The organism is Streptomyces sp. NPDC033180 (assembly GCF_055577645.1).
The window spans coordinates 1-21,021 of sequence record NZ_JBVIPU010000006.1 but is presented as its reverse complement, the minus strand read 5'-3'; the positions used below and the strand labels follow the sequence as shown (position 1 = coordinate 21,021).

Below are 21,021 nucleotides of genomic sequence, written 5' to 3'. Positions count from 1 at the left end.
CCCCCCACTTATATCGCGGACTTGACGATCCCGGTCCGCGCAGACCCGGGAGATCCTCCATGCGTAGACGCTCATCCCGCATATCCCGCAAGCGGCTTGCCGTGGCCACCGGTGTCGCGCTGGCCGCGGCACTCGCCGTCACCGCGCCGGTCGCCGCGGACCAGGGCCCCGACGACAGCTCCCCGGCCGCCCGCGACACCCACAACATCGAGGTCGAATACTTCACCGGCCCGGGCAGCCACCCCCGCCACACGGAGATCCCCGCTTCCGCCCCGCTCACCAGGAAGGAGCGGGCCACGGTCCAAGGCGACGGCGACGTCCTGCCGATCGTGGAGGCCGGAGCGAGCGACAGCAAGGTCGACGTCGTCTTCATCGGCGACGGCTACACCGCCGCCCAGCAGGAGGACTTCCACACCGACGTGCGCAGCAAGTGGAAGCAGATGGCCGCCGTCGAGCCGTACGCCGAGTACGAGGACCTGTTCAACGTCTGGGCCGTCGACGCACACTCACAGGACTCCGGCGTCTCGGGCGACCCGACGAGCGACGTCCGCAGGAACACCGCCCTGGACTCGGCGTTCTTCTGCGACGGCATCGAACGGCTGCTGTGCGTGGACACCAACAAGGTCGAGGCGTACGCGAGCAAGGCCGCCGACCCCGATCTCGTCATCGTGCTCAGCAACTCCACCAAGTACGGCGGCGCCGGCTACAACGGCATCACCTCGCCCTCCGGGTACGACGGCATCGGCACCGCCTCCTCCGACCACCCCGATTCGGACCAGGTCGCCGTCCACGAGACCGGCCACTCCTTCGGCAAGCTCGCCGACGAGTACTGGTACGACGAGAGCACCTACACCGGCCCCGAGCCGGGCGATGCCAACCTCACCAAGCTCAGCGCCGCCGAAATGGCCGCGCAGAAGGTGAAGTGGCATCGCTGGCTCGGTCAGGCATCGCCCGACGGGGGCACCGTCGGCGCGTACGAGGGCGGCGGCTACCACGGGCACGGCCTCAACCGCCCCACCGAGGACTCGATCATGCGCACCCTGGGCCGCGAGTTCAACCTGCCCGGACGCGAGGCGATGATCGCCGGCTTCCACCAGCACGCACCCGTCCTCGCCTCCGCCACCCCCACCGACCGGAAGGTGCGCGGCGCCGAGCGGATCCGGGTCGAGGTGTCTTCGCATGCCCGACTGCGCTGGTACGTCGACGGCCGCGAGGCGCGGCAGGCCCGCGGCGCGGACAGCGTGACCGCCAAGGCGCTCGGGGTGCCCGCCGACGGCCGCGCGCACACCGTCACCGCGCGCGCCACCGACCCGACCAAGGCAGTCCGCGCCCCGGAGCTGCGCAAGCTGATGGCCGGCTCGCTCAGCTGGCACGTCACCCGCTGACAGACCGAGGCGGCACGCCGCGGGCGCGAAGGGCCGCGGCGTGCCGCCGGACGGTGACCAGGGATACTGCGGCCATGTCTACGCATGCCGAGCAGTCGCGGAGGGCGGTGGCCCCTGCCCCGGGGTGGATACTGCGGGCCGTGGAGCCCTCCGACGTGGAGCCCATGGCCGAGCTGCGCGCGACGGTGATGCGGCCGGATCTGGAGCGGCTCGGCCGGTTCGACGAACATCGCGTCCGCCAGCGGCTGCGGGACTCCGTCTCTGCCCCGCACACCTCGGTCATCGTCACCGACGGCGACTTCGCCGGCTGCGTCACCCTGCGACCGGCCGAGGACGGCCGGTGGCTCGAACACTTCTACCTCGCCCCCGCCCTCCAGGGCCGGGGCCTGGGATCGGCCGTGCTGAGCAGGCTGCTCGCCCGGACCGACGCCGCCGGCGACCTCGTCCGCCTGAACGTCCTGCGGGGCAGCGCGGCCCAGCGCCTCTACGAGCGCCACGGTTTCAGCGTCGAGGAACAGGGCCCGGTCGACGTCTTCATGGTGCGTCAGCCGGGCTGACGCACCGCCTCGACCGCGCCCTCGCCCGCGCTCCTCCCGCTTGCGCACCGCGCCGGGCACGGAATTGGCCCATGCTCACGCTCCACGAATGGTCCACAAGCCGGACCATTTGGCTGGCTGGCCTCTTCTCACCAGCGAAGGAACGGCCCAACGGCCGCCTGCAGCGGGCCATGCGAGAGCCCGATACAGTACCTGCTTGTGCCGAAAATCCGCCATACTCCGCACGCGACCACCGGGCTCCTTCCTCTCCGCGCGGGCGCGGAGGTCGACGCGCATCGGCACGACGAGCACCAGATCGTGTACGCGGGCCGCGGCGTCCTGTCGGTCACCACCGACGCGGGCAGCTGGGTCGCGCCCGCGACGCGGGCCATCTGGATTCCCGCGGGAACCGTCCACGAGCATCGCGCGTACGGCGACACGGATCTCCACTTGGTCGGCCTGCCGGTGACGGACAACCCGCTGCGTCTCGACCGGCCCGCTGTCCTCGAAGTCGCCCCGCTGCTGCGCGAGTTGATCATCGCCTACACCCGGCAGACCGAGCCGCCCGTCGGCCGCGGCGCCGAGCGCCGCCGCCTGCGGACCGTCCTGCTCGACCAACTCCGCCATTCGACCCAGCAGCCCGTCCACGTACCGGCGGCGCGCGATCCGCGTCTGGTCGCCGTGTGCGCCATCCTCCGCGGCGACCCGGCCGATCCGCGGACCCTGGCGCAGCTCGGCGCCGCGGCCGGCGTCAGTGATCGCACCCTGACCAGGCTCTGCCGGGCCGAGCTCGGCATGAGCTTTCCGCAGTGGCGCACCCAACTGCGCCTGCACCACGCCCTGTGCCTGCTGGCCGACGGCGCCCCGGTCACCGTGGTCGCGCACCGTTGCGGCTGGGCGTCGAGCAGCGCCTTCATCGACGTGTTCCGCCGGGCCTTCGGCCACACGCCCGGCGCCCGGCGGGCGCACAGCTGACCACCGGCGGGAACAACCGACGTCGCCCCAGTCCTACTTGGCCTGGTACGCCCGGAGGAAGGTCCGCACTCCCTCGACGATGAGCGGCCGGACGCGGCTGTCCTCCGCGACGTTCGCGGAACCGAACCGGTCGAGCGCGACTCCGAAGGTCAGCGCGATGAACTGATCAGCCGCGAGCCGGGCATCGGGGACGTCGAGCAGCCCGTCCGCCGCGAAAGCGGCCAACCGCGCGGCAAGCGCCTCGTCAGGGGCGTCCGCCATCGGGTTCTCGCCCCGGCCAGGCCGATGGCCGGACTGCGCCCTGACGAGTCGTCGCAGCGTCGCGTACTCCGCCGAGTCGAGCATGTCGGTCGCGATGCGCATCGAGAACGTGACCAGGACGTCCTCGAGGTCGGCGGCTTCGGTGCGGCCGGTGAGGGTCTCGTCGAGGATGCGCCGGATCGTGGTGATCAATGTCTGGCCGACGGCGTCGACGACTGCTCGCAGCAGCGTCTGCTTGTCGCCGAAGTAGTCGTAGACCGTCCGCTTGGACACCCCGGCCCGGGCGGCGACCGCGTCGACGCTGGTCCGGTCGAAACCGTCGGCGAGGAACAGGTCCCGGGCCGCGGAGAGGATGGCGGCCCGCTTCTGCGTGGACCCCTCGCGCAGTGTCTTCGTGGTCGGCATGGGCACACCTTAACGCAACTACACTGCACGGTGTAGTGTAGTCGCGGTGAGAGGGCGACCACGTGCTGCCGAACCCCCTTGCTCGCCCAGCCATGAGGGAAAGGACGTTCATGACCACAACCCTGGCTCCCCCGGCCCGCATCGGGAAGGCCGCTGTCGCGGCTCTCGGCATGCTGGCGGCCGCCACCGGGTCCCTGGAGTCGGTGGTGACACCGACGCTTCCGCTCTTACAACGCGAACTGTCGATGAGCCGCGCCCAAGGGGCGTTACTCAGCATCACGATGCTCATCACCGGCGCTCTCGTCACGCCCGTCGCGGGCAGCCTCGGTGACCGCTACGGCGGTAAACGGGTCATGCTCCGGCTGATGGCGGTGGTCTCGGCGGGCGGTCTGGTGTCCTCGCTGGCACCGAACCTGCCGGTGCTGCTGCTCGGTCAGGTACTGGAGGGCGCGATGGTGGGCGCGATGCCACTCTCGTTCATCCTGGTACGCAAGTACCTCCCCACGGGAGAGTCCCAAGTGGCCATCGGGATGGTCAGCGGGTTGTTCGTGGGCGGTGGCATGCTGGGCACCCTGATGGCCGGGCCCATCGCGGAAAACCTCTCCCGGCACTGGATGTTCGCGATACCGACGATCGCGATCGTCGTGGCGACCCTGTTGGTGCACAGGCTCATGCCGGACGATCCGCCGGCCCGGTCGGACGCCAGGATCGACTGGCCCGGTCTGGTTCTCCTGAGCGGCGTTCTGCTGACCCTCATGCTCGGGCTCTCGATGGCACCCGAAGTCAGCAGCCGGCCACTCGCACTCGGCGCCCTCGTCGTGCTCCTGGCCCTCCTCGTGTCCGGGTGGATCCGCGTCGAACGCCGGTCACCGTCGCCGATGGTCGATCTGCGCGTGGTGGCGCGGCCTGCGGTTTGGAGCTCCTACGCGATCACCTTCGCCGTCTGCGTAGGCACCTCGGTGACCATGTTTCTCGTTCCGCAGCTGTTCGATCTGTCCGCCGACGGATACGGCTTCGGGGCCGACCCCACCGACATCGGGCGGTACCTGCTGCCCGGCGCCATCGCGGGGGCGATCAGCGGGCCGCTCGGCGGGCTCGCGGCGCGACGCTTCGGCTCAACCGCCGTGGTCACCGCCGGAATCGGGATCATGACGGCCGCGTTGGTCGCCATGGCGTTCGTGCACAGCGAGGTCTGGCACCTCGTCGTCGGCAAGGCGCTGGTCGCCCTGGCCAGTGGCGTCTGCGTCACGGCGATGGTCGTCAAGACCGCCACCTCTGTCGATCACGGCAACACCGGCACCGCCACCGGCCTGGTCCTGGTGACGCGCGTGATCGGCTTCGCCGTGGGCGCACAGGTCAGCGGCGCCTTCCTGGCCGCGGGGACCGGTCCCGGGATGGACGACCCGGCCGAATCGGCCTTCGTCACCGGCTTCCTCATCGCCGGCGTCGTCACGGCGCTCTCCCTGCTCGCCGTCCGCACCATGCGCAAAGGAGTCAAAGCATGACCCTCACCGATCAGTTGACGGACCACCGCACCACACTGAAGCGCAAGGTCCTGATATCGGGGGCCAGTATCGCGGGGCCCGCCCTGGCGTACTGGCTGAACCGCTACGGATACGCGGTCACGGTGGTGGAGAAGGCAAGCACGCCACGCAGGGGCGGCTACCCCATCGACGTGCGCGGCACCGCACTGGAGGTCGTCCGGAGGATGGGGATCCTGCCCCGACTGCGGGACGCGCACATCGACTCGCGTCGGATGACCTTCCTCGACGGGGACGGGGGCAAGGTGGCCTCGATCAACCCGCATGACGTCGTCGGCAGTGTCGCGGGGCAAGACCTCGAGGTGCGCCGCGGAGATCTGACCGACGCCCTCTGCACGGCGGTCCGTGATGACGTGGAGTTCTTGTTCAACGACTCCATCGACACCCTCGAACAGTCCGGCCACGGAGTCGACGTCACCTTCCGCGGGGGCGGCAGGCGCACGTTCGACATGGTGTTCGGCGCGGACGGTCTGCACTCACGTACCCGTGAGTTCGTGTTCGGCCCCGAAGAGCGGTTCCACCACTACCTCGGGTACTGCTTCGCCGTGTTCACCATGCGCAACACCTTCGGCCTCTCCCACGAGGTCGTGATGTGGAACACCCCGGGCAGAGCCGCGGCTCTCTACGCGGTGGGGGACAACGACGAAGTGCACGCGTTCCTGAACTTCGCCCACCCCGAGCCGCCCTTCGACGGTGACGCGTTCCGTGAGCCACAAGCCCAACGGGACCTGGTCGCCCAGACCTTCGCCGACGCGGGATGGGAAGTCCCGGGCATGGTCGCCGCCATGCACGCCGCGGATGACCTGTTCATCGACGTGGTCAGCCAGATCCGCATGCCCCGCTGGTCCAACGGCAGGGTGGCACTGGTGGGCGACGCCGCGTACGCACCCTCCTTCCTCACCGGACAGGGCTCCAGCCTCGCGCTCGTCGGTGCGTACATGCTCGCCGGCTCTCTCGCCGACCGGGACGCCGCCGCGGGCTTCGCCGCCTACGAAGACGACACCCGCGCGTTCGTGACGGCCAATCAGCAGCTGATCGGCAAGGGTGACGCCGCGCTCTTCCCCACCACCGCCCGGACCCTGGAACAGCGCAACGACATGCTGCGCAATCTCAGCACCATGCCTTCCACGGAGGAACGCCCGGCCCACTCGGCCCTCGCCCTGCCCGAATTCACGCCACTGCGGCACTGACGAGGCCCACCCCGAAGCAGCCCTCGACCAGCTCTGCCTCGTGGACGGACATCGGCAAGAGCACGGGGGTTCGCCCCCGGCCGTCTGACACTCGCCCTCCTGACCGAACCGGAGGCCCTCGCCGCCAAAGCCCTTGTGGCTGAGGGTAGTTCGCCCGACGCGATCCGCGCATGCGTGACCGAAGCGCCGCCGCCCCCGGTAGGCGAGGTGCCCGACCTCATCCCGTACGACGCCGGAGCGGACATCACCGAGGCCCTGGAGGCGAGCCGCGCCTCCCTCGACCAGGCGTGACCGAGCCGGATTCGGCCGCGGGGCCGTGCTTCCCGGTCTCCCGCCCCACTGCCGCACGCACTCGCGCCGCCTCCCGGACAGCGGCGACGTTCGCCCTGCCCTGCCGGGAGCCCGCGAGCTTGGCCTTGATGTGGTCGCGCACGAGGATCGGCTCGTAGGCGAGCTCGTCGCAGGCGCCGAGATGGCTCGGCAGCGTGGAGATGACCGCGTCGACGTTGCCGTCGTGGAAGTAGGCGGCGGACCGGCGCCGGACGACGCCGCCGTCCACGACCGGCGGCTTGACGCGGTGCAGGGTGGACATCCAGCGGTCGTTGGTGAGCCGGGCGGTGAGGTCGCCGAGGTTGACCAGAAGCGCCCCGTCGACGGGAGAGACGTCGTGCCAGGCCCCGTCGGTGCCTAGCACCTGAAGACCGGCGACCTGGTCCGCCCACAACACGGTGACCAGGCCGAAGTCGGTGTGCTCGCCCATCCCCGTCAGGTCGCCGTCGAGGGTGACGGTGCCTTCGGGCAGGGCGTAGTTGTTCATGCGCAGTACGTCGATGGAGTGGTCGGTCAGCGCGTCGAAGAAGTCGGAGGGCTCGCCCAGCGCTTCCGCGAAGACGCGGGTGAGGATGCGTGCCACGCGGCCGGCCTCGGCGAAGTAGCTCAGCACGGCTGGTTCGAAGCCTTCGACCTGCGTGGGCCAGACGTTGAGCCCGTAGTCGTCCTCGGACAGGTCGAGTCCGGGGAACGAACGGGCTTCGGTGCCGATGTTGAACGCCTCGAAGAAGTCGTTCATGCGCCCGGCGGACTGCACGCCGAGGCTCAGGCTGAGGGATTCGCTCCTGGGCGGGCTGTACCCGCGGTTCGCGCCGACCACACGGTAGCTCCTCCTCGTCTCCAGGGGCAGGCCGAAGAAGCCGTCCACGGCGGCGGCCAGGCCGTCCACCGTCTTGCCGGGAATGCCGTGGCCGAGGATCTGGATGAAGCCGACGCGAGCGCAGGCGTCGTCCATCTCCCGTGCCACGCGGGCGCGTTGGGCCGCCGTTCCGTCATCGGCGACGTACGGCGTGATGTCGATGACGGGAACCTGGAAGGGCATGGGCGTCTCCTGGCGTGAGCGAGGGGCTGTGCCAGGTTTCCCTATCACGATTTCACCGCCCGGCTTCCGACGGCACGTCAGTTCACCCCGCGGCTTCCGACAGCACGTCAGCCGACGACGGCAGATCCTGGCAAGATGATGTCCGGCTCCAGCCTCCGCAGCCGTTCCGCGTCGCAGACGCGCGGGCAGGTGCCGCACGCCTCGGCCGCTCGGATCGTGTAGTAGAGGCAGCAGCCGAGACGGGTGCGCGTCGCGTGGCGTTCGCCGTCACGCGTCGTCAGGTGACGGAAGGCGGCACCGCCGGGGAAGGGCGCGACCGGACCGGGGAGCAGCGCGTCCACCGCTCGCAGCGCCTCGTCCTCCTGGCCGAGCATGCGCCCCAGATACCAGATCCCGGAGATGAGATCGTCTCCGGCCATGCCCCACAACGCCCGCTGGCCGCGCCGCAGTCGGGGCCCGATCGCCGTGAGCAGCGGCCGCATGTGCGCGACGACCGCGGCGCGGAGTTCGGTGCGCAGCGATTCCTCGTCGCCGAGGGGCCGCGTTCCGGGGAGCCCGGCCGCCGGGTCGTCCGGGAGGCAGGCGAAGGAGCCGGGGACGATTTCGAAGGCGCCGGTCGCCAGGTGGACGCGCACGTCTTCCGGGCGGATCCTCGGCACGCGCCGCTCCAGGTACCAGGCACCGCTCATCAGCAGGGAGACCGACCAGAGGTAGCCGTGCAGGGCGCGGGACGCCGCGACGTCCGGGCGCGGGGTGTGGGCGTGGCCGGCGCGGATGCGTGCGGCTTCCGCCGCGACGAAGGCCTCCAGAGCACCCTCATGGGCCGTCAGTTCCGCGCCGGTCACCCACCCTTGGCCTGCGGCGGCATCAGGTTGCGCGACCGCGACGGCGAGCGTCTCGCAGTGCGCGGCGAGCCGCCGGTAGGTCGCGGCGAGCAGGGCGGCGGGGCTCAGGGCGGTGGCGTTCGGCGCCAGGTCCGGGGCCACGGTCAGCGGCACTCGTACTCCTTGGAAGGCAGGTCCATCGGTCGTCCGACGGCGGACCCGTCCACCGCGAACTAGGTAAGGCTTACCTTATTTCTCTCCAACTTGCCGCATCGTGGGCGGCGTGCCGCGGACCAAGCCATAGCGAGTGATCCACCCCTCACGGTGAGTTGACATCGTTAGGCATACCTAACCTAAACTCTCACTCCGTGTCCAAGATCGCTCGGGCCGTCCCGCCAGACAGCCCATCCGCGCGGCGGATTCCTCTACTCCGCGCCGGAATCGGTGCGTTGGCCGGAGGCATCGCGGTCGTCTTGCCGGCGGGCTCGGCGGTGGCGGTCGCCGGGCATCGGCGTCCGCGGAGCACGTCCTTGAGGACGTAGCCAAGGCGACGGACGCCGGCCTGCCGGCCAAGTAGATGCTTGCCCCCGGGAGGGGCCCCTGCCTCACTCGACCGGCCCCCTCCCCTCCCTCCCCACACCCTCCGCTCGCACCCAGAAGTGGACTCGCACATGCGGCTGTACGTTCTTGCCCGCAACCCCACCGACTCGGTGACCGAAGGCTTCCTGCCCGCCGCGCGCAGGCTGGGCCTCGACGTCACGCTCCTCACCGATCAGCCGGACGCGTATCGTCATGGCGCAGTCCAGGAGACATGCGGCCCCGGCCCCCTGGAGATCCTTGAGTGCGACGTACGGGATTTCCGCGCGGTCATCAGCCGTGTCTCCGCACACCACTCCCCCGGCGCGATCTTCACCAACAGTGACCATCTGCAGACCCAAGCCGCCCTGGCCGCCGAGTACTTCGGTCTGCCCGGCAAGGACTGGCGGGCGGCGCTGCGCACCAAGGACAAGGCTCTGATGCGGCGCCATCTCGCGGCTGCGGGCGCCGAGGCGATCTGGTCGGCGGAGCTCTTGGCCGACCAGGATCCGGCCGAACTCACGGCTTTCGACCTACCGTTCCCGTGCGTGGTCAAGCCGCGGGAGGGCGTGGCGAGCGAGGACGTGATGCTGGTCGAAGGACCGGAGCAGCTGGTGCGGCGGTGCGCGGAGATACAGGCCAGGCGTCCGGGGGCGCCGCTGGTCGTCGAGGAGTACCTCGCCGGGGAGCTGTACACCATGGAAACCCTCGGCGACGGCCGCGTCAGACACGTCCTGGGCGGCTTCCGTACGGAGGTGTCGCCGCCGCCGTACTTCATCGAGGAGCGGATGGCGTTCGTCCCGGCGCATCCGGAGGCGGTGGTGGCTCAGATACTGCCCCAACTGGACATGCTGGGGGTGGGGTTCGGGGCGTGCCACACGGAGTTCGTGGTGGCGGATGGGCGGGCTCGGCTGATCGAGGTCAACTACCGTGCCATAGGCGACCAGTGCGATCTGCTCCTCGCCCAGCTCCTGGACATACCGCTCTTCGAGCACATCCTCCGTACGCATCTGGGCGAGCCGCTCCCCTCGGACCTGGGCGCACGGACGGATGGCCGGGCACGGCTCGACTATCCGTGCGCGCGGAGCGCCGGAACGCTGACGGCAGCACCACACGCGAGCGAAGTAACAGCGAACGGGGTGCGCCTGACGTACCGCCCGCTCCGCGAGGTCGGCGAACGTCACGAACTCCACGGCACGAACCGCGACTTCCTCGGGGTGGTCCGCGCCAGCGGCACCGAACAGTCAGCGGTGGACCGAGCCGTGGCGGAATTCCTCTCCGAGCACCACTGGGAGATCACACCATGACGCGCCTGACGGACGGCCGGCCTCCAGTCACTGTCGGCGTCGAGGGCGAACTCCTGTTACGCGTACTGAGCACGCTCCTGCGCGAGGACGTGACGGGGTGGCGCACCCGAAGCACGACGGTGCGGCATCCGGACGGCCTGTGGCTGAGGCTGCCGGTCACGGCGACGGTGCGGGCCTGCTCCACAGGGGAGGAAGCCGCCGCCGGGACCCCCGGGCCGCGGGCCGGTGGGACCGCGACGGGTCCGCGAGCCGCAGGGGGCGCGCACCGCGCCGACGCCCTGCTGATGCCCGTCCGCCCGGACGGCTATCAAGCCACTTACGCCGCCCGACTGCCCTTGCTCCGGCGCGAGTCCGACGGGGCCGAACTCGTCGACGCGGGCAGCGTTCTGGCCGCCCTGCGCGGCCTCGCCGACCCCGTCGACCGTGGCGGGTTCGAGGCGTTCGCCGTGGAGTGCGAGCAGGCGCTCGATGCCCTGCGGCTGCACGCCCGGACGAGGGGCGAGGTGGAGAGCCTGCTCGTCGAGCGGTACGGCGCGGGTCCCGCCTCGTGGACCGGACTCGCGGGCGGGCTCGGTTACGACACGCTCGCCGCCCGGGCCGATCACCCCGTGTATCCGACCTCGCGCGCCCGCGCCGGGCTCTCCCCCGACCAACTACGCGCCTACGCACCCGAGTTCCTGCCCACCTTCGCGCTGCGGCACCTCGCCCTGCCCCGCGACGCCGTCACCGTCGGCGGCGGCACCGACGCCTGGCTCTCGCCCCGTGCAGCGGGCATGCCCGAGCTCGAAGGGAGCCATCTCGTGTTCCCCGTGCACCCCTTGACCGCGGACGGCCCCCTGCGGGACGCGCTACGGGCAGCGGGGCTCGACGGGCGGGCCCAGCTGGTCGACGGCCCCGGACCCGACGTCGTACCGACCCTGTCGATGCGCACCGTCGCCCGCACTTGCGACCCCACGCAGCACCTCAAGCTGCCGCTCGCCACCGCCACACTGGGCCTGCGCAACCGGCGCACCATCAAGCCGGGCACCCTCGCCGACGGCGCCGCGGGCCAGCGGCTCGTCGAAGCCGTCATCCATCGCGAGCCCCGGTTCAAGGATGTCGTCCTGCACGCGGACGAGACCCGCTTCGCCCACGCCGGACATGAGCTCATCGCCGTTCTCCTGCGCCGCTACCCCGCCGGGCTCGACGGCGCCGCGGTCGTGCCGATGGCCGCACTCCTGTGCCCGGCGCCCGGCGGCGACCGGCTGCTGATCGACCACCTGGCCGACCGCTTCTACGGCGGCTACCCCCTCGCCCTCCTGGACGCCGCGCTCACCCTGCTCTTCGACTGGCAGACCACCCTCTTCGCCTACGGGATCGCCCTGGAATCGCATCAGCAGAACATCTCGTTGGTGATGGACCACCCCGCGGGCAGCCGCACCCGGCTTCGGCTGCTGTTCAAGGACAACGACGGGCCCCGCGTCAACCTCACCCGGCTGCGTGACGTGATGGGACAACAGGCCCCCGATCGAGTCGAGTTCGACGACGCCAGGATCTTCGTCAACGGGGATGGGCCGGTGCTCGATGTGTTCACCACCATCACCCTCCACCTCTGCGCGGGCTCCTACGCCTTCGGGCTCGCCCGGCACGGCCACGCTTCACTGGAGCGACTGCTCCGGCTCGTGCGCGAGAAGCTCGCCGAGGCCGTCGAGCGACTCGGCTCCGGCCCCGGCGAACCGGGCGCGCGCCTGCGGGCGCACGTCCTTGACGCACCGGAGCTGCCCGTCAAGGCGATGGTCACCGCGGGCACCCTGCTCTCCAAGGAGCGCTCCGGGGCCGCCGACATCAACAAGCACTACACGACAGGTCCCAACTATCTGCGTCGGACGGGTGCTTCATGACGGCCATGGCCGCCTCGGCGCACGCGCTTACAGGGGGCCCTACCGTGGGCACGGGATTCGGCCGACGCCAGGTGCACGCCGTCGCCGCCTGCTATTTCGTGGCATCCTTCGCCGCCCTCGGTCTGCCGCCGTATCTCACCGCGATCCTCCCGGAGTTGGGTGACGCGAGCGCCCGCTGGGCCGGGCTCCTGTACGTCGTCCCGACACTCTTCGGTGCGCTCGGCGCACCTCTGTGGGGCCGTGCCGCCGACCGCTTCGGCCGGAAGCGTCTGCTCCTGCGGGCCCAACTCGGCCTCGCTGTCTCCTTCTTGCTCGCGGGGTGGGCCGAGTCCCTGGGCGCGTTCGTCACAGCCCTGGTCCTGCAAGGCGTCCTGGGTGGCACGTTCGCCGCGTCCAACGGCTACCTCGCCGCCGCGCTCACCGGTTCGGGCCTCTCCAGGGCGCTCACCCTGATGCAGGGGGCCGCGCGGGCAGCGCTCGTCCTCGCGCCGATCGTCGTCGGCTCGCTGGCTCCCTGGATCTCGCCGCACCGCCAGTACGCACTGCTCGCCATCCTGCCGCTGGGCGCGGCCGCGATGCTCGCCGCCCTGCCGGAGCCCGCGGCGCAGTCGCCGGACGCCGACGTGGCCGAGGCGCCGGAACCCCCCGTACCGCTCGCCCCTCTCCGGGCGCTCTACGCCTTCGAGTTCGCCTTCGTCTTCTCCACCGTCATCTCGTTCCCGTACCTGATCGCGCTGGTCGAGGACCGAATACCCGGCGTATCACCGGTCGTGTCCGGCGCGCTGTTCGCCCTGCCGCACCTGTGCTACCTGCTGTTCGCGCTGCGGGTCCACCAGGTCGTCGAGCGCCGCCCCATGCCGGGGATCGCCGCCGGGTTCGGTCTGGTCGCGTTCGGTCTCGTCGGGCACGGCGCCGCCGACTCGCTCCCTGCCTTCACCGGCGTGCGACTGCTGCTCGGCGCGGGCCTCACTCTCGGCCTCGTCAGCCTCTCCGTGCTGGCCGCGAAGTGCGCCCACGGCAGGCCCCCCGGCGGGATGTTCGGCACGCTGGAGCTCGTCTCGAAAGGCGGCGCGGTCGCCGCCGGTCTCGCGGCAGCGGCCGGCCACAGCCTGCTCGGCCTGCCCGCGCCCCTGCTGACCGGCACCGCGATCGCTCTGGCCGCCCTGGCCGCCGCCGTCCTTCCCGCCCTGTTCCGCCGCTCGACCCGCATCCGCTGGAGCCGTTGATGTCCTTGCCGACCGGCACGTTCACCGCCCCGTCCTGGGCGCCCGCCCAGTCCGCCGCCCTCGTCGCCGGCGCCCCCGTCGCCGGGGCCGCGCCCACCCGTCTGCCCAGCGCCGACCAGGCGGTGACACACACCCTCCTCAACTGCCTGCTGCGCGAGGTCTCGGGCCCTGAGCACCAGACCGCCGTCGTCGACGGTGACCTGCTGCTCCGGCTACCGCGCCGGGGCGTTCTCCTGCGTGTCGCGCTGCGCCGCGCATCCCTCCTCGGCGCCCACCGGTTCACCGGCCCGGTGACCGAACAGCGGGAGGACACCTGGGTCGAGGTGAACTGGCCGCGCCTCGCCGAGTACACACACGCCGAACTCTCGCTCCGTACGGGCGTGAGCAATGAGGAGTTCCTGGAGCAGGTCGCCTCCAGCCATGAAGGCGTCAGCGCCGCGATCGCCGCCGACCGGCCGGCGCCCTCCACTCCGAGGGCCGCCGCCACGCGTCCGGCCCCGAAGTGGCTCGCGGACTACCTCGCCTCCGAGCAGTCCCTGCTGTTCGGCCACCGCTTCCACCCCACTCCCAAGGCTCGCGGCGGCGACCTCGCCGACTGGTCGGCGTACGCCCCCGAGACGGCGGCCGCCTTCCCGCTGCGACACCTCGCCGTACGGGACCACCTCATCGCCGAGGAGTCGGCGCAGCCGGGCGCCACGGCCCCGCTCGACCGCCTCGGATCGGTGCCGGACGGCTACCGGCTGCTCCCGGTGCACCCCTGGCAGTACGACCTGCTGCGGGAACACCCGGGGCTGAGTGCCGCCCTCGGCCGCGAGGACGTCATCGATCTGGGCCCCGGCGGCTCCCCCTTCGCGGCCACCGCCTCCGTACGCACGCTGTACGACGGTGACACCTTCTTGAAGTTCAGCCTGAACATCCGCATCACCAACTGCCTGCGCAAGAACGCCAGTTACGAGCTGTCGGGCGCCGTCGCGCTCACCCGCGTACTCGAAGGTCCCCTGGACGACCTGGCCGCCCGTTTCCCGGGCAGCGCCGTGCTCCGTGAACCCGCCTACCGCAGCCTCGCACTCCCGGGACCCGGCGGGCGCCCCGACCTCGCCCTCCTGGAGGGCTTCGGCGTCATCGTCCGCGAGGGCCTTGCCGGACGGCTCCTTCCCGGCACGACACCGCTGCTCGCCGCGGCCGTCGCGGACGAGTATCCGACGGGGCCCGGCCACATCTCCCGTCTTCTGGGGGGCGCGGGCCCGCAGCGGGCACTCGACTGGTGGCGGACATATCTCCGGCTGCTGCTGCCGCCGGTGCTCGCCGCGTACTTCGACCACGGCCTGGTGCTCGAACCGCACCTGCAGAACGTCCTGATCTGTGTGGACGACGACGGCATGCCCGCGCAGGTGCTCTTCCGCGACCTGGAGGGCACCAAGCTGGTCCCCGAGCGTCACGCGGAGACCTTGGCCGCGCTTTCGCCCGAGGTCGCGGGGGCGATGACGTACGACGCGCAGCGCGGCTGGGACCGCGTCGTCTACTGCCTGCTGGTCAACCACGTCGCCGAACTGCTCGCCGCCCTCGCCGACCTGCACCCGCACACCGAGCCCGCGCTCTGGTCGCACGTCCGGGCCACGGTGCAGGAGTTCGCCGACGCGCACGGCTGCCCGCCCCGGCTCAGCGCCCTGCTCGCCGGAGTGCCGCTGCCCGCCAAGGCCAATCTGCTCACCCGCTGGGAGCGCAAGGCCGACCGGGACGCCGGCTATGTCCGACTCACCTCACCCTTTCCGCTCGCCGAGCACGTACGGAACCTGGGTGGCCGCACCGACGCACCTTGGAGCACCGCCGGATGACCACCCCCACTCCCGCCGTACGTGAGCGCGCCCTCGGCCTCCCGGCGGAAGAACTGCCCGCCTATCTGTACGACCTGTCGGCGCTCGACGCCCATGCCGCCGGGGTGCGTGCCGCGCTCCCCCGGCAGGTCGAGCTCTACTACGCCGCCAAAGCCAATCCGGAGCCGGAGATTCTGGCCGCGCTCGGACCGCACGTCGACGGCTACGAGGTTTCCTCGGGCGGTGAACTCGCCCATGTGGCCAAGGCGGTTTCCGGGCGCCCGCTGGCCTTCGGCGGCCCCGGCAAGACGCCGGAGGAGATCACGGCCGCCCTTGAGCTCGGCGTGGAGCGCTTCCACGTGGAGAGCGCATACGAGCTGCGGATGCTGGCCTCGATCGCCGCCCGCGTCGTGCCGCACACACGGGTCGGTGTCCTGCTCCGATTCAATCTCGACCTCAACGCCGCATCCCTGGAAGGCAGTTCACTGGCGATGGGCGGACGCCCCACCCCCTTCGGTCTCGACCCCGCGGAGGCGGACTCCGTGGTCTCCCCGTTCACCACCGGCGACCTCCCTCAGCTCCAACTGCTCGGGGTGCACGCCCATCTGGCCAGCGGACTTGCCGCACCGCGGCAGCTCGCGGTCGCCGGGTCCATCGTGACCTGGTCGCAGGCGCTCGCCCGGCGGCACGGCATCCGCCTGGCGGAGGTGAACGTCGGCGGCGGAATGAGCGTGGACTACGCCGAACCCGGCGCGCGTTTCGACTGGGCCGCGTACGGAGAGGGTCTCGCCCAACTCGCATCGGTGCACCCGGAACTGACGCTCCGTATCGAGCCTGGGCGGGCGCTGGCCGCGTACTGCGGGTGGTACGCCACGGAGGTCCTGGACGTGAAGCGGAGCCACGGCGAGGAGTTCGCCGTGGTGCGCGGCGGCACCCACCATCTGCGCACCCCCGCGGCCAAGGGCCACGACCAGCCCTGCACCGTGCTCCCGGCACGTGAGCCGTGGCCGCACCCCTGGCCCCGGTCCGAGGCACGGCAGGACAGGGTGACGTTCGCGGGGCAGTTGTGCACCCCGAAGGATGTCCTGTCCCGGCGGGTTCCGGTCACCGGGCTGCGGGCCGGCGACCGGGTGCTGTTCGCGATGGCGGGCGCGTACGCGTGGAACATCTCGCACCACGACTTCCTCATGCACCCGAGGCCAGGCTTCCACTTCCTCTGACCGCCTGACCGCCTGACCACCTGACCACCTGACCACCTGACCGCCCTGCTCATCGTCGGTTCTTACTCCCTCTCAGCAGAGCCAGGAGGACGATCGCGAAGACGACGAAGACGACGGCGAACATCGTCGCCCCGCCCTTTGACGCCCATACCTTGGCCAGCTCGACCGACGAATCGGCCAGTTCGGCCGACGACTCCGCATTCACGTCTTCTCTCCTTCTGTGAGTCCCGGCCCTCCTAGTACCCCTGGGACCACCGCACAACATTCATCAGCGGCTCACCACCGGCGAGCCGCTGCCAGTTGTCCGCGAACAGGTCGACGATCCGCTTCGTTTCGTCGCGTGAACCGCCCGCCGTGTGCTGGGTGAGGATCACGTTCGGACAGCTCCACAGCGGGTGCCCGGCGGGCAGCGGCTCCTCGCGGGTCACGTCGAGGACCGCGCCGCCGAGCCGACCGGAGGCGAGGGCGGCGACCAGGGCGTCCTCGTCCGCCAGGGTGCCGCGGCCTGCGTTCACGAAGACCGCTCCGGGGCGCAGCCGGTCGATGCGTCGCCGGTCGAAGAGGTCCGCGGTCTCGTCCGTACCCGGCAGCAGTCCTACGACGACGTCGAACTCGGGAAGCCGGGCGTCGAGTTCCCGCCGGGTGCGGATGTCGCCGTCACCCCGCGCGAAGTGCGCGACGGAGCAGCCGAAGGGCGCGAGGAGCTCGGCGAGGCGCAGGGCGATGGATCCCCTGCCGAGGATGAGGACGTTCGCGCCGCCCAGGAGCCGCAGGCCCGGCCGCACGTCCAGCTTCGACCAGGACTCCCCCGCGCGGAGTCCTGTGAGTACGTCGACGCCGCGGTAGAGCGCGAGGATGCCCGCGAGGCAGGTCTCCGCGACCGGATCGGCGAAGAGCCCGCCGAGGTTGGTGACGGTCAGCCGCTGCCCCAGGTCCGGCCAGTCGAGGCCCACATAATGGTCGATGCCGACGGACGCGAGCTGCAGCCAGCGCAAGTGCGGAGCCTTCTCCACCCGGTCCGCCCTCGGGTTGCCGAGAGCGATGTGGGAGTCGGCGAGTACGCGTGCGTCGTCGGCGGCGTCGGAGTCCGGTTCGGCGAACCAGACCGGCCCCGGCGCGAGGGCACGCACTCGCTCCTGCTCGGCGTCGTCGAGCGCGAGCTCCACATACAGGGCGGCGTCCGGCGGCAGGGCGGCCGGGTCGACTACGTGTGGAGCGTGTGGTGCACGGACCATTCCTGATACCCCCGTGGTAAGGAAAGCGCTGGTGAACGCACGTTCACCGAACTTAGGGCTTTCGCTCCACGGGGGTCAACAGAGATCCAGGGCGACAGGACGGCGGGGGCGGCAGAGCGGCGGGTGGGCAGGACGGCGGGCGCGGCAGAACGGCGGGGGCGACCGGGCACTCCGTCGAGCGCATCGCCGTCCAGGTCGGCTTCGACTCGCCCACCGCGTTCCGCGACCGCTTCAAGCGCGTCGCCGGAGTCAGCCCGCAGGCCTACCGCAGGGCGTTCCAGTGACTCCGCGCCCCCACATCCCCGTCAGATGACTCCGCGCCCCCCACACCCCCGTCAGATGACTCCACGCCCCCCACACCCCCGCCAGATGGCTCCGCGCCCGGCGGCCCGTCAGACTTTCCGCGCCTCGACCATGCACCAGCGGGGAGTGCCGTCGGCGCGGCGGCCGAACTCCTCCAGCGGATGCAACCTCGTGGTGAACCCGGCCCGCAGCAGGTCCTCGCGCACACCCCGCAGCGGGAAGGTCCTGTAGTACATGACGAACGGCGGACGCCACAGCAGGTTCCGCACCCGCATCACCCCGTCGAAGCCGAGCAGCGCCCAGTGCAGCGGCGACGTCAGGGGCGGCGGGGCGCCGATCGGGAAGGCGAAGACCCCGCCGGGCCGCAGCGCCCCGCAGACCTCCGCGAACAGCCGCGACCGCTCGGCGGGCAGGAAGTGCCCGAACGCCCCGAAGCTCACCGCCACGTCGAAGACCTCGGCGAAGGGCAGGGCGCGGGCGTCGGCCCGCACCCACTCCACCGCGGGCCCGCCATCGCGCGGGGGCACGGCGGCCCGCGCCTCGGCCAGCATCCCGGCACTGAAGTCGACGCCGGTGACCCGCTCCCGGCACAGCGGAAGCAGCGTCTCGACGCCCGCGCCGGTGCCGCAGCAGACGTCGAGACCCGCGTCGAACGGCCCGAGGCCCTCCAGCGCGCCCGCGACCGCGTCCAGGATCCGGTCCGGCGTACGGAAAGGAGTGTGGTCGAACTTCGGGGCCAGCAGGTCATAGCCGTCCTCGATGGAGGAGAGAGCCTGCACGGTCAGTTCGCGGAGCGTGGGTCCCTGGGAGGTGAACACAGGGCCCACCCTAGTCAGCGGCGGGCGATCGGGGCTCGACCGTGGACAAACCTGGGCATATCTTTGGTATGAGACGGGCGACTCGGAAGAAGGGGGGTCGTCATGGTCGAAGAGCTGCTCACAGCGGGGGCCGCGGTCGCGGCCGCCGGTTTCGTGTACGTGGTGACGGCGGCCCGCGTGGTCAAGCAGTACGAGCGGGGCGTGGTGTTCCGCCTGGGCCGACTGCGGGAGAGCGTCCGCCAGCCGGGATTCACCATGATCGTCCCCGGTGTGGACCGGCTGCACAAGGTGAACCTGCAGATCGTGACGATGCCGGTCCCCGCGCAGGACGGCATCACCCGGGACAACGTCACGGTGCGCGTCGACGCGGTCATCTACTTCAAGGTGATCGACGCGGCGGACGCGGTGGTCAAGGTCGAGGACTATCGTTTTGCCGTCTCGCAGATGGCGCAGACCTCTCTGCGCTCGATCATCGGCAAGAGCGACCTGGATGACCTGCTCTCCAACCGCGAAAAGCTCAACCAAGGCCTGGAGTTGATGATCGACTCCCCCGCCATGGGGTGGGGCGTGCAGATCGACCGGGTCGAGATCAAGGACGTGTCGCTCCCGGAGACCATGAAACGGTCCATGGCCAGGCAGGCCGAGGCCGACCGTGAGCGCCGGGCCCGCGTGATCAACGCGGACGCCGAGCTGCAGGCCTCCAAGAAGCTGGCCCAGGCGGCGCATGAGATGGCGGACGAGCCCGCGGCGCTCCAACTGCGGCTGCTCCAGACCGTGGTGGCGGTCGCCGCCGAGAAGAACTCGACCCTCGTCCTGCCCTTCCCCGTGGAGCTCCTGCGCTTCCTGGAGAAGGCCCAGCAGACACAGGCGCTGTCGCCCGCACCACCGGACACCGCGGCGGAGCCGAAACCGAGACGGCCTACGGCGGCATAGCACGGTCCCAGCCGTTCGGGCCTGAACCAGCTTCGGAGGTGTTCTTGGTCAGCAGCGGATCACCGGGCTTCGACCAGCGTCCAAACCCAATGGGCCAAAGTGGTGTCAGGGGCTCCTGACCTCCGTGCTGGCCGGTTACCGCCAGGAGGTCTATCGGGTTGAGCCATGGGTCAGGTAGACGTATCGCGGCCCCAGACCCGCCACTCAGCTCGAGGAGGCATGCCTCATGACCGGTGCCCACACCGCGGCAGGCAAGACCCGGTTCGACGACATCTACAACCAGCCCGACCCCCGCGCGTACTTCCGCACGCTGGCCCCCTTGCGGTACGAGATACCGCAGCAGGCTCAGGACGTCTTCCGGCGCACGCTCGCCCAGCGCTCCGCGGTGCGCGGCACCGGCCTCCCCGTCACGGTCCTCGACCTCTGCTGCTCCTACGGGATCAACGCGGCGCTCCTGAACCACGACCTCACGCTCGCGGATCTGTACGCGCACTACACCAGCGCCGAGACCGGTGACCTCACCCGGGGTGAGCTCATCGAGGCCGACAAGGAGTTCTACGCCTCGCGGCGACGGGCGGACGCGGTCCCGGCCATCGGCCTCGACACCGCCGACAACGCGACGGGCTACGCCCTGGAGGTGGGGCTGCTCGACGAGGCCTATGCCGAGAACCTCGAGCACCACCCGCCCAGCGACGGACTGCGCCGCGCCATGCGGCGGGTCGGCCTGATCACGGTCACCGGAGGCATCGGCTACATCACCCACCGCACCTTCGACGCACTCCTCGACGCGACGCGCATCCCGGTCTGGGTGAGCGCGTTCGTCCTGCGCACGGTGCCGTTCCAGCCGATCCTCGCGACCCTGGACGCCCACGGCCTCGCCACCGAGACCGATCCCGAACGGACCTATCCGCAACGGCTGTTCACCGATCTCACCGAGCAGAGCAACGCAGTGGACCACGTACTGAAGGCCGGTGACGATCCCACGGGCCTCGAGGCGGAGGGCCGCTACTACACCCGCCTCTACCAGTCACGGCCCCGGCCCGCGTAACCCCACGACAGACGGTGGGGCGGGGGGGGGGGTTCCCCCCCCCCCCCCCCCCCCCCCCCCCCCCCCCCCCCCCCCCGCCCCCCCCCCCCCCCCCCCCCCCCCCCCCCCCCCCCCCCCCCCCCCCCCCCCCCCCCCCCCCCCCCCCCCCCCCCCCCCCCCCCCCCCCCCCCCC

General features: G+C 71.2%; 18 protein-coding genes and 1 pseudogene. 13 read left to right on the top strand and 6 right to left on the bottom strand.

The features are described 5' to 3' along the window. The first annotated feature begins 59 nt into the window (after positions 1–59). The 3 genes from ACZ5WE_RS18610 to ACZ5WE_RS18600 all read left to right on the top strand — a co-directional run bounded on the left by ACZ5WE_RS18610 (position 60) and on the right by ACZ5WE_RS18600 (position 2,896). The gene (locus ACZ5WE_RS18610) at positions 60–1,385 is read left to right on the top strand and encodes a M64 family metallopeptidase (protein ID WP_467694789.1); all 1,326 of its coding nucleotides are present in this window, start codon (positions 60–62) and stop codon (positions 1,383–1,385) included. Positions 1,386–1,459: 74 nt separating this feature from the next. After that, entirely contained in the window at positions 1,460–1,942 is a 483-nt protein-coding gene (locus ACZ5WE_RS18605; RefSeq protein WP_467694791.1) for a GNAT family N-acetyltransferase, read from the top strand. Positions 1,943–2,140: 198 nt separating this feature from the next. Further along, a complete protein-coding gene (locus ACZ5WE_RS18600; protein WP_467694793.1) occupies positions 2,141–2,896 on the top strand; it encodes an AraC family transcriptional regulator in 756 nt (251 codons plus the stop codon). 33 nt (positions 2,897–2,929) lie between these two features. On the opposite strand, the gene ACZ5WE_RS18595 is transcribed toward ACZ5WE_RS18600, so the two are convergent. Continuing rightward, positions 2,930–3,562, bottom strand: a complete 633-nt coding sequence (locus ACZ5WE_RS18595) for a TetR/AcrR family transcriptional regulator (protein ID WP_467694795.1) — start codon at positions 3,560–3,562, stop codon at positions 2,930–2,932. A gap of 110 nt (positions 3,563–3,672) precedes the next feature. On the opposite strand from ACZ5WE_RS18595, the gene ACZ5WE_RS18590 reads away from it, so the two are divergent. Together ACZ5WE_RS18590 and ACZ5WE_RS18585 are read left to right on the top strand one after the other, a co-directional pair. Further along, positions 3,673–5,067, top strand: coding sequence for an MFS transporter (locus ACZ5WE_RS18590; RefSeq protein ID WP_467694797.1), 1,395 nt, complete (start codon positions 3,673–3,675; stop codon positions 5,065–5,067). Further along, entirely contained in the window at positions 5,064–6,293 is a 1,230-nt protein-coding gene (locus tag ACZ5WE_RS18585; RefSeq protein ID WP_467694799.1) for an FAD-dependent monooxygenase, read from the top strand. The genes ACZ5WE_RS18590 and ACZ5WE_RS18585 overlap by 4 nt, the downstream gene beginning before the upstream one ends. A gap of 244 nt (positions 6,294–6,537) precedes the next feature. On the opposite strand, the gene ACZ5WE_RS18580 is transcribed toward ACZ5WE_RS18585, so the two are convergent. Together ACZ5WE_RS18580 and ACZ5WE_RS18575 are read right to left on the bottom strand one after the other, a co-directional pair. After that, positions 6,538–7,665: an isopenicillin N synthase family dioxygenase gene (locus ACZ5WE_RS18580; RefSeq protein ID WP_467694801.1), complete on the bottom strand. Its 1,128-nt coding sequence runs from the start codon at positions 7,663–7,665 to the stop codon at positions 6,538–6,540. Positions 7,666–7,772: 107 nt separating this feature from the next. Then, positions 7,773–8,657, bottom strand: a complete 885-nt coding sequence (locus ACZ5WE_RS18575) for a (2Fe-2S)-binding protein (protein WP_467694831.1) — start codon at positions 8,655–8,657, stop codon at positions 7,773–7,775. Between the two features lie 503 nt (positions 8,658–9,160). On the opposite strand from ACZ5WE_RS18575, the gene ACZ5WE_RS18570 reads away from it, so the two are divergent. The 5 genes from ACZ5WE_RS18570 to ACZ5WE_RS18550 are packed head-to-tail and all read left to right on the top strand — an operon-like array spanning position 9,161 to position 16,512. Beyond that, entirely contained in the window at positions 9,161–10,372 is a 1,212-nt protein-coding gene (locus tag ACZ5WE_RS18570) for an ATP-grasp domain-containing protein (protein WP_467694803.1), read from the top strand. Further along, positions 10,369–12,252 carry an IucA/IucC family protein gene (locus tag ACZ5WE_RS18565; protein ID WP_467694805.1) on the top strand — a complete coding sequence of 628 codons (1,884 nt, stop codon included), beginning with the start codon at positions 10,369–10,371 and terminating at the stop codon, positions 12,250–12,252. Before ACZ5WE_RS18570 ends, ACZ5WE_RS18565 begins: the two co-directional genes overlap by 4 nt. Before the next feature lie 5 nt (positions 12,253–12,257). After that, positions 12,258–13,478, top strand: coding sequence for an MFS transporter (locus ACZ5WE_RS18560; protein WP_467694833.1), 1,221 nt, complete (start codon positions 12,258–12,260; stop codon positions 13,476–13,478). Next, the gene (locus ACZ5WE_RS18555) at positions 13,478–15,313 is read left to right on the top strand and encodes an IucA/IucC family protein (protein WP_467694807.1); all 1,836 of its coding nucleotides are present in this window, start codon (positions 13,478–13,480) and stop codon (positions 15,311–15,313) included. The genes ACZ5WE_RS18560 and ACZ5WE_RS18555 overlap by 1 nt, the downstream gene beginning before the upstream one ends. After that, entirely contained in the window at positions 15,310–16,512 is a 1,203-nt protein-coding gene (locus ACZ5WE_RS18550) for a type III PLP-dependent enzyme (protein ID WP_467694809.1), read from the top strand. Before ACZ5WE_RS18555 ends, ACZ5WE_RS18550 begins: the two co-directional genes overlap by 4 nt. Positions 16,513–16,561: 49 nt before the next feature. On the opposite strand, the gene ACZ5WE_RS18545 is transcribed toward ACZ5WE_RS18550, so the two are convergent. Continuing rightward, positions 16,562–16,717: a hypothetical protein gene (locus ACZ5WE_RS18545; protein ID WP_467694811.1), complete on the bottom strand. Its 156-nt coding sequence runs from the start codon at positions 16,715–16,717 to the stop codon at positions 16,562–16,564. Positions 16,718–16,748: 31 nt separating this feature from the next. Next, positions 16,749–17,747 carry a D-2-hydroxyacid dehydrogenase gene (locus ACZ5WE_RS18540; protein ID WP_467694813.1) on the bottom strand — a complete coding sequence of 333 codons (999 nt, stop codon included), beginning with the start codon at positions 17,745–17,747 and terminating at the stop codon, positions 16,749–16,751. A gap of 161 nt (positions 17,748–17,908) precedes the next feature. Between ACZ5WE_RS18540 and ACZ5WE_RS18535 the strand changes: the two are divergent. Beyond that, positions 17,909–18,031 (top strand): annotated as a pseudogene (locus ACZ5WE_RS18535) (helix-turn-helix domain-containing protein); the annotation flags it as partial. A gap of 108 nt (positions 18,032–18,139) precedes the next feature. On the opposite strand, the gene ACZ5WE_RS18530 reads toward ACZ5WE_RS18535, so the two are convergent. Further along, the gene (locus ACZ5WE_RS18530; protein ID WP_467694815.1) at positions 18,140–18,868 is read right to left on the bottom strand and encodes a class I SAM-dependent methyltransferase; all 729 of its coding nucleotides are present in this window, start codon (positions 18,866–18,868) and stop codon (positions 18,140–18,142) included. 102 nt (positions 18,869–18,970) lie between these two features. Here ACZ5WE_RS18530 and ACZ5WE_RS18525 point away from each other — a divergent pair, with 102 nt between their 5' ends. Both ACZ5WE_RS18525 and ACZ5WE_RS18520 read left to right on the top strand, forming a co-directional pair. Beyond that, positions 18,971–19,801, top strand: coding sequence for a slipin family protein (locus tag ACZ5WE_RS18525; RefSeq protein WP_467694817.1), 831 nt, complete (start codon positions 18,971–18,973; stop codon positions 19,799–19,801). 226 nt (positions 19,802–20,027) lie between these two features. Further along, complete coding sequence (locus ACZ5WE_RS18520; protein ID WP_467694819.1) at positions 20,028–20,849, top strand: hypothetical protein; 822 nt, start codon at positions 20,028–20,030, stop codon at positions 20,847–20,849. The last annotated feature ends 172 nt before the right edge of the window (positions 20,850–21,021 follow it).

Excerpts from the sequence above, each read along its gene's own strand:
- ACZ5WE_RS18525 (WP_467694817.1), top strand. The coding sequence starts at position 18,971 with ATGGTCGAAGAGCTGCTCACAGCGGGGGCCGCGGTCGCGGCCGCCGGT.
- ACZ5WE_RS18570 (WP_467694803.1), top strand. The coding sequence starts at position 9,161 with ATGCGGCTGTACGTTCTTGCCCGCAACCCCACCGACTCGGTGACCGAA.
- ACZ5WE_RS18585 (WP_467694799.1), top strand. The coding sequence starts at position 5,064 with ATGACCCTCACCGATCAGTTGACGGACCACCGCACCACACTGAAGCGC.
- ACZ5WE_RS18540 (WP_467694813.1), bottom strand. The coding sequence starts at position 17,747 with ATGGTCCGTGCACCACACGCTCCACACGTAGTCGACCCGGCCGCCCTG.
- ACZ5WE_RS18590 (WP_467694797.1), top strand. The coding sequence starts at position 3,673 with ATGACCACAACCCTGGCTCCCCCGGCCCGCATCGGGAAGGCCGCTGTC.
- ACZ5WE_RS18520 (WP_467694819.1), top strand. The coding sequence starts at position 20,028 with ATGACCGGTGCCCACACCGCGGCAGGCAAGACCCGGTTCGACGACATC.
- ACZ5WE_RS18550 (WP_467694809.1), top strand. The coding sequence starts at position 15,310 with ATGACCACCCCCACTCCCGCCGTACGTGAGCGCGCCCTCGGCCTCCCG.
- ACZ5WE_RS18560 (WP_467694833.1), top strand. The coding sequence starts at position 12,258 with ATGGCCGCCTCGGCGCACGCGCTTACAGGGGGCCCTACCGTGGGCACG.
- ACZ5WE_RS18595 (WP_467694795.1), bottom strand. The coding sequence starts at position 3,562 with ATGCCGACCACGAAGACACTGCGCGAGGGGTCCACGCAGAAGCGGGCC.
- ACZ5WE_RS18610 (WP_467694789.1), top strand. The coding sequence starts at position 60 with ATGCGTAGACGCTCATCCCGCATATCCCGCAAGCGGCTTGCCGTGGCC.
- ACZ5WE_RS18565 (WP_467694805.1), top strand. The coding sequence starts at position 10,369 with ATGACGCGCCTGACGGACGGCCGGCCTCCAGTCACTGTCGGCGTCGAG.
- ACZ5WE_RS18605 (WP_467694791.1), top strand. The coding sequence starts at position 1,460 with ATGTCTACGCATGCCGAGCAGTCGCGGAGGGCGGTGGCCCCTGCCCCG.
- ACZ5WE_RS18555 (WP_467694807.1), top strand. The coding sequence starts at position 13,478 with ATGTCCTTGCCGACCGGCACGTTCACCGCCCCGTCCTGGGCGCCCGCC.
- ACZ5WE_RS18580 (WP_467694801.1), bottom strand. The coding sequence starts at position 7,665 with ATGCCCTTCCAGGTTCCCGTCATCGACATCACGCCGTACGTCGCCGAT.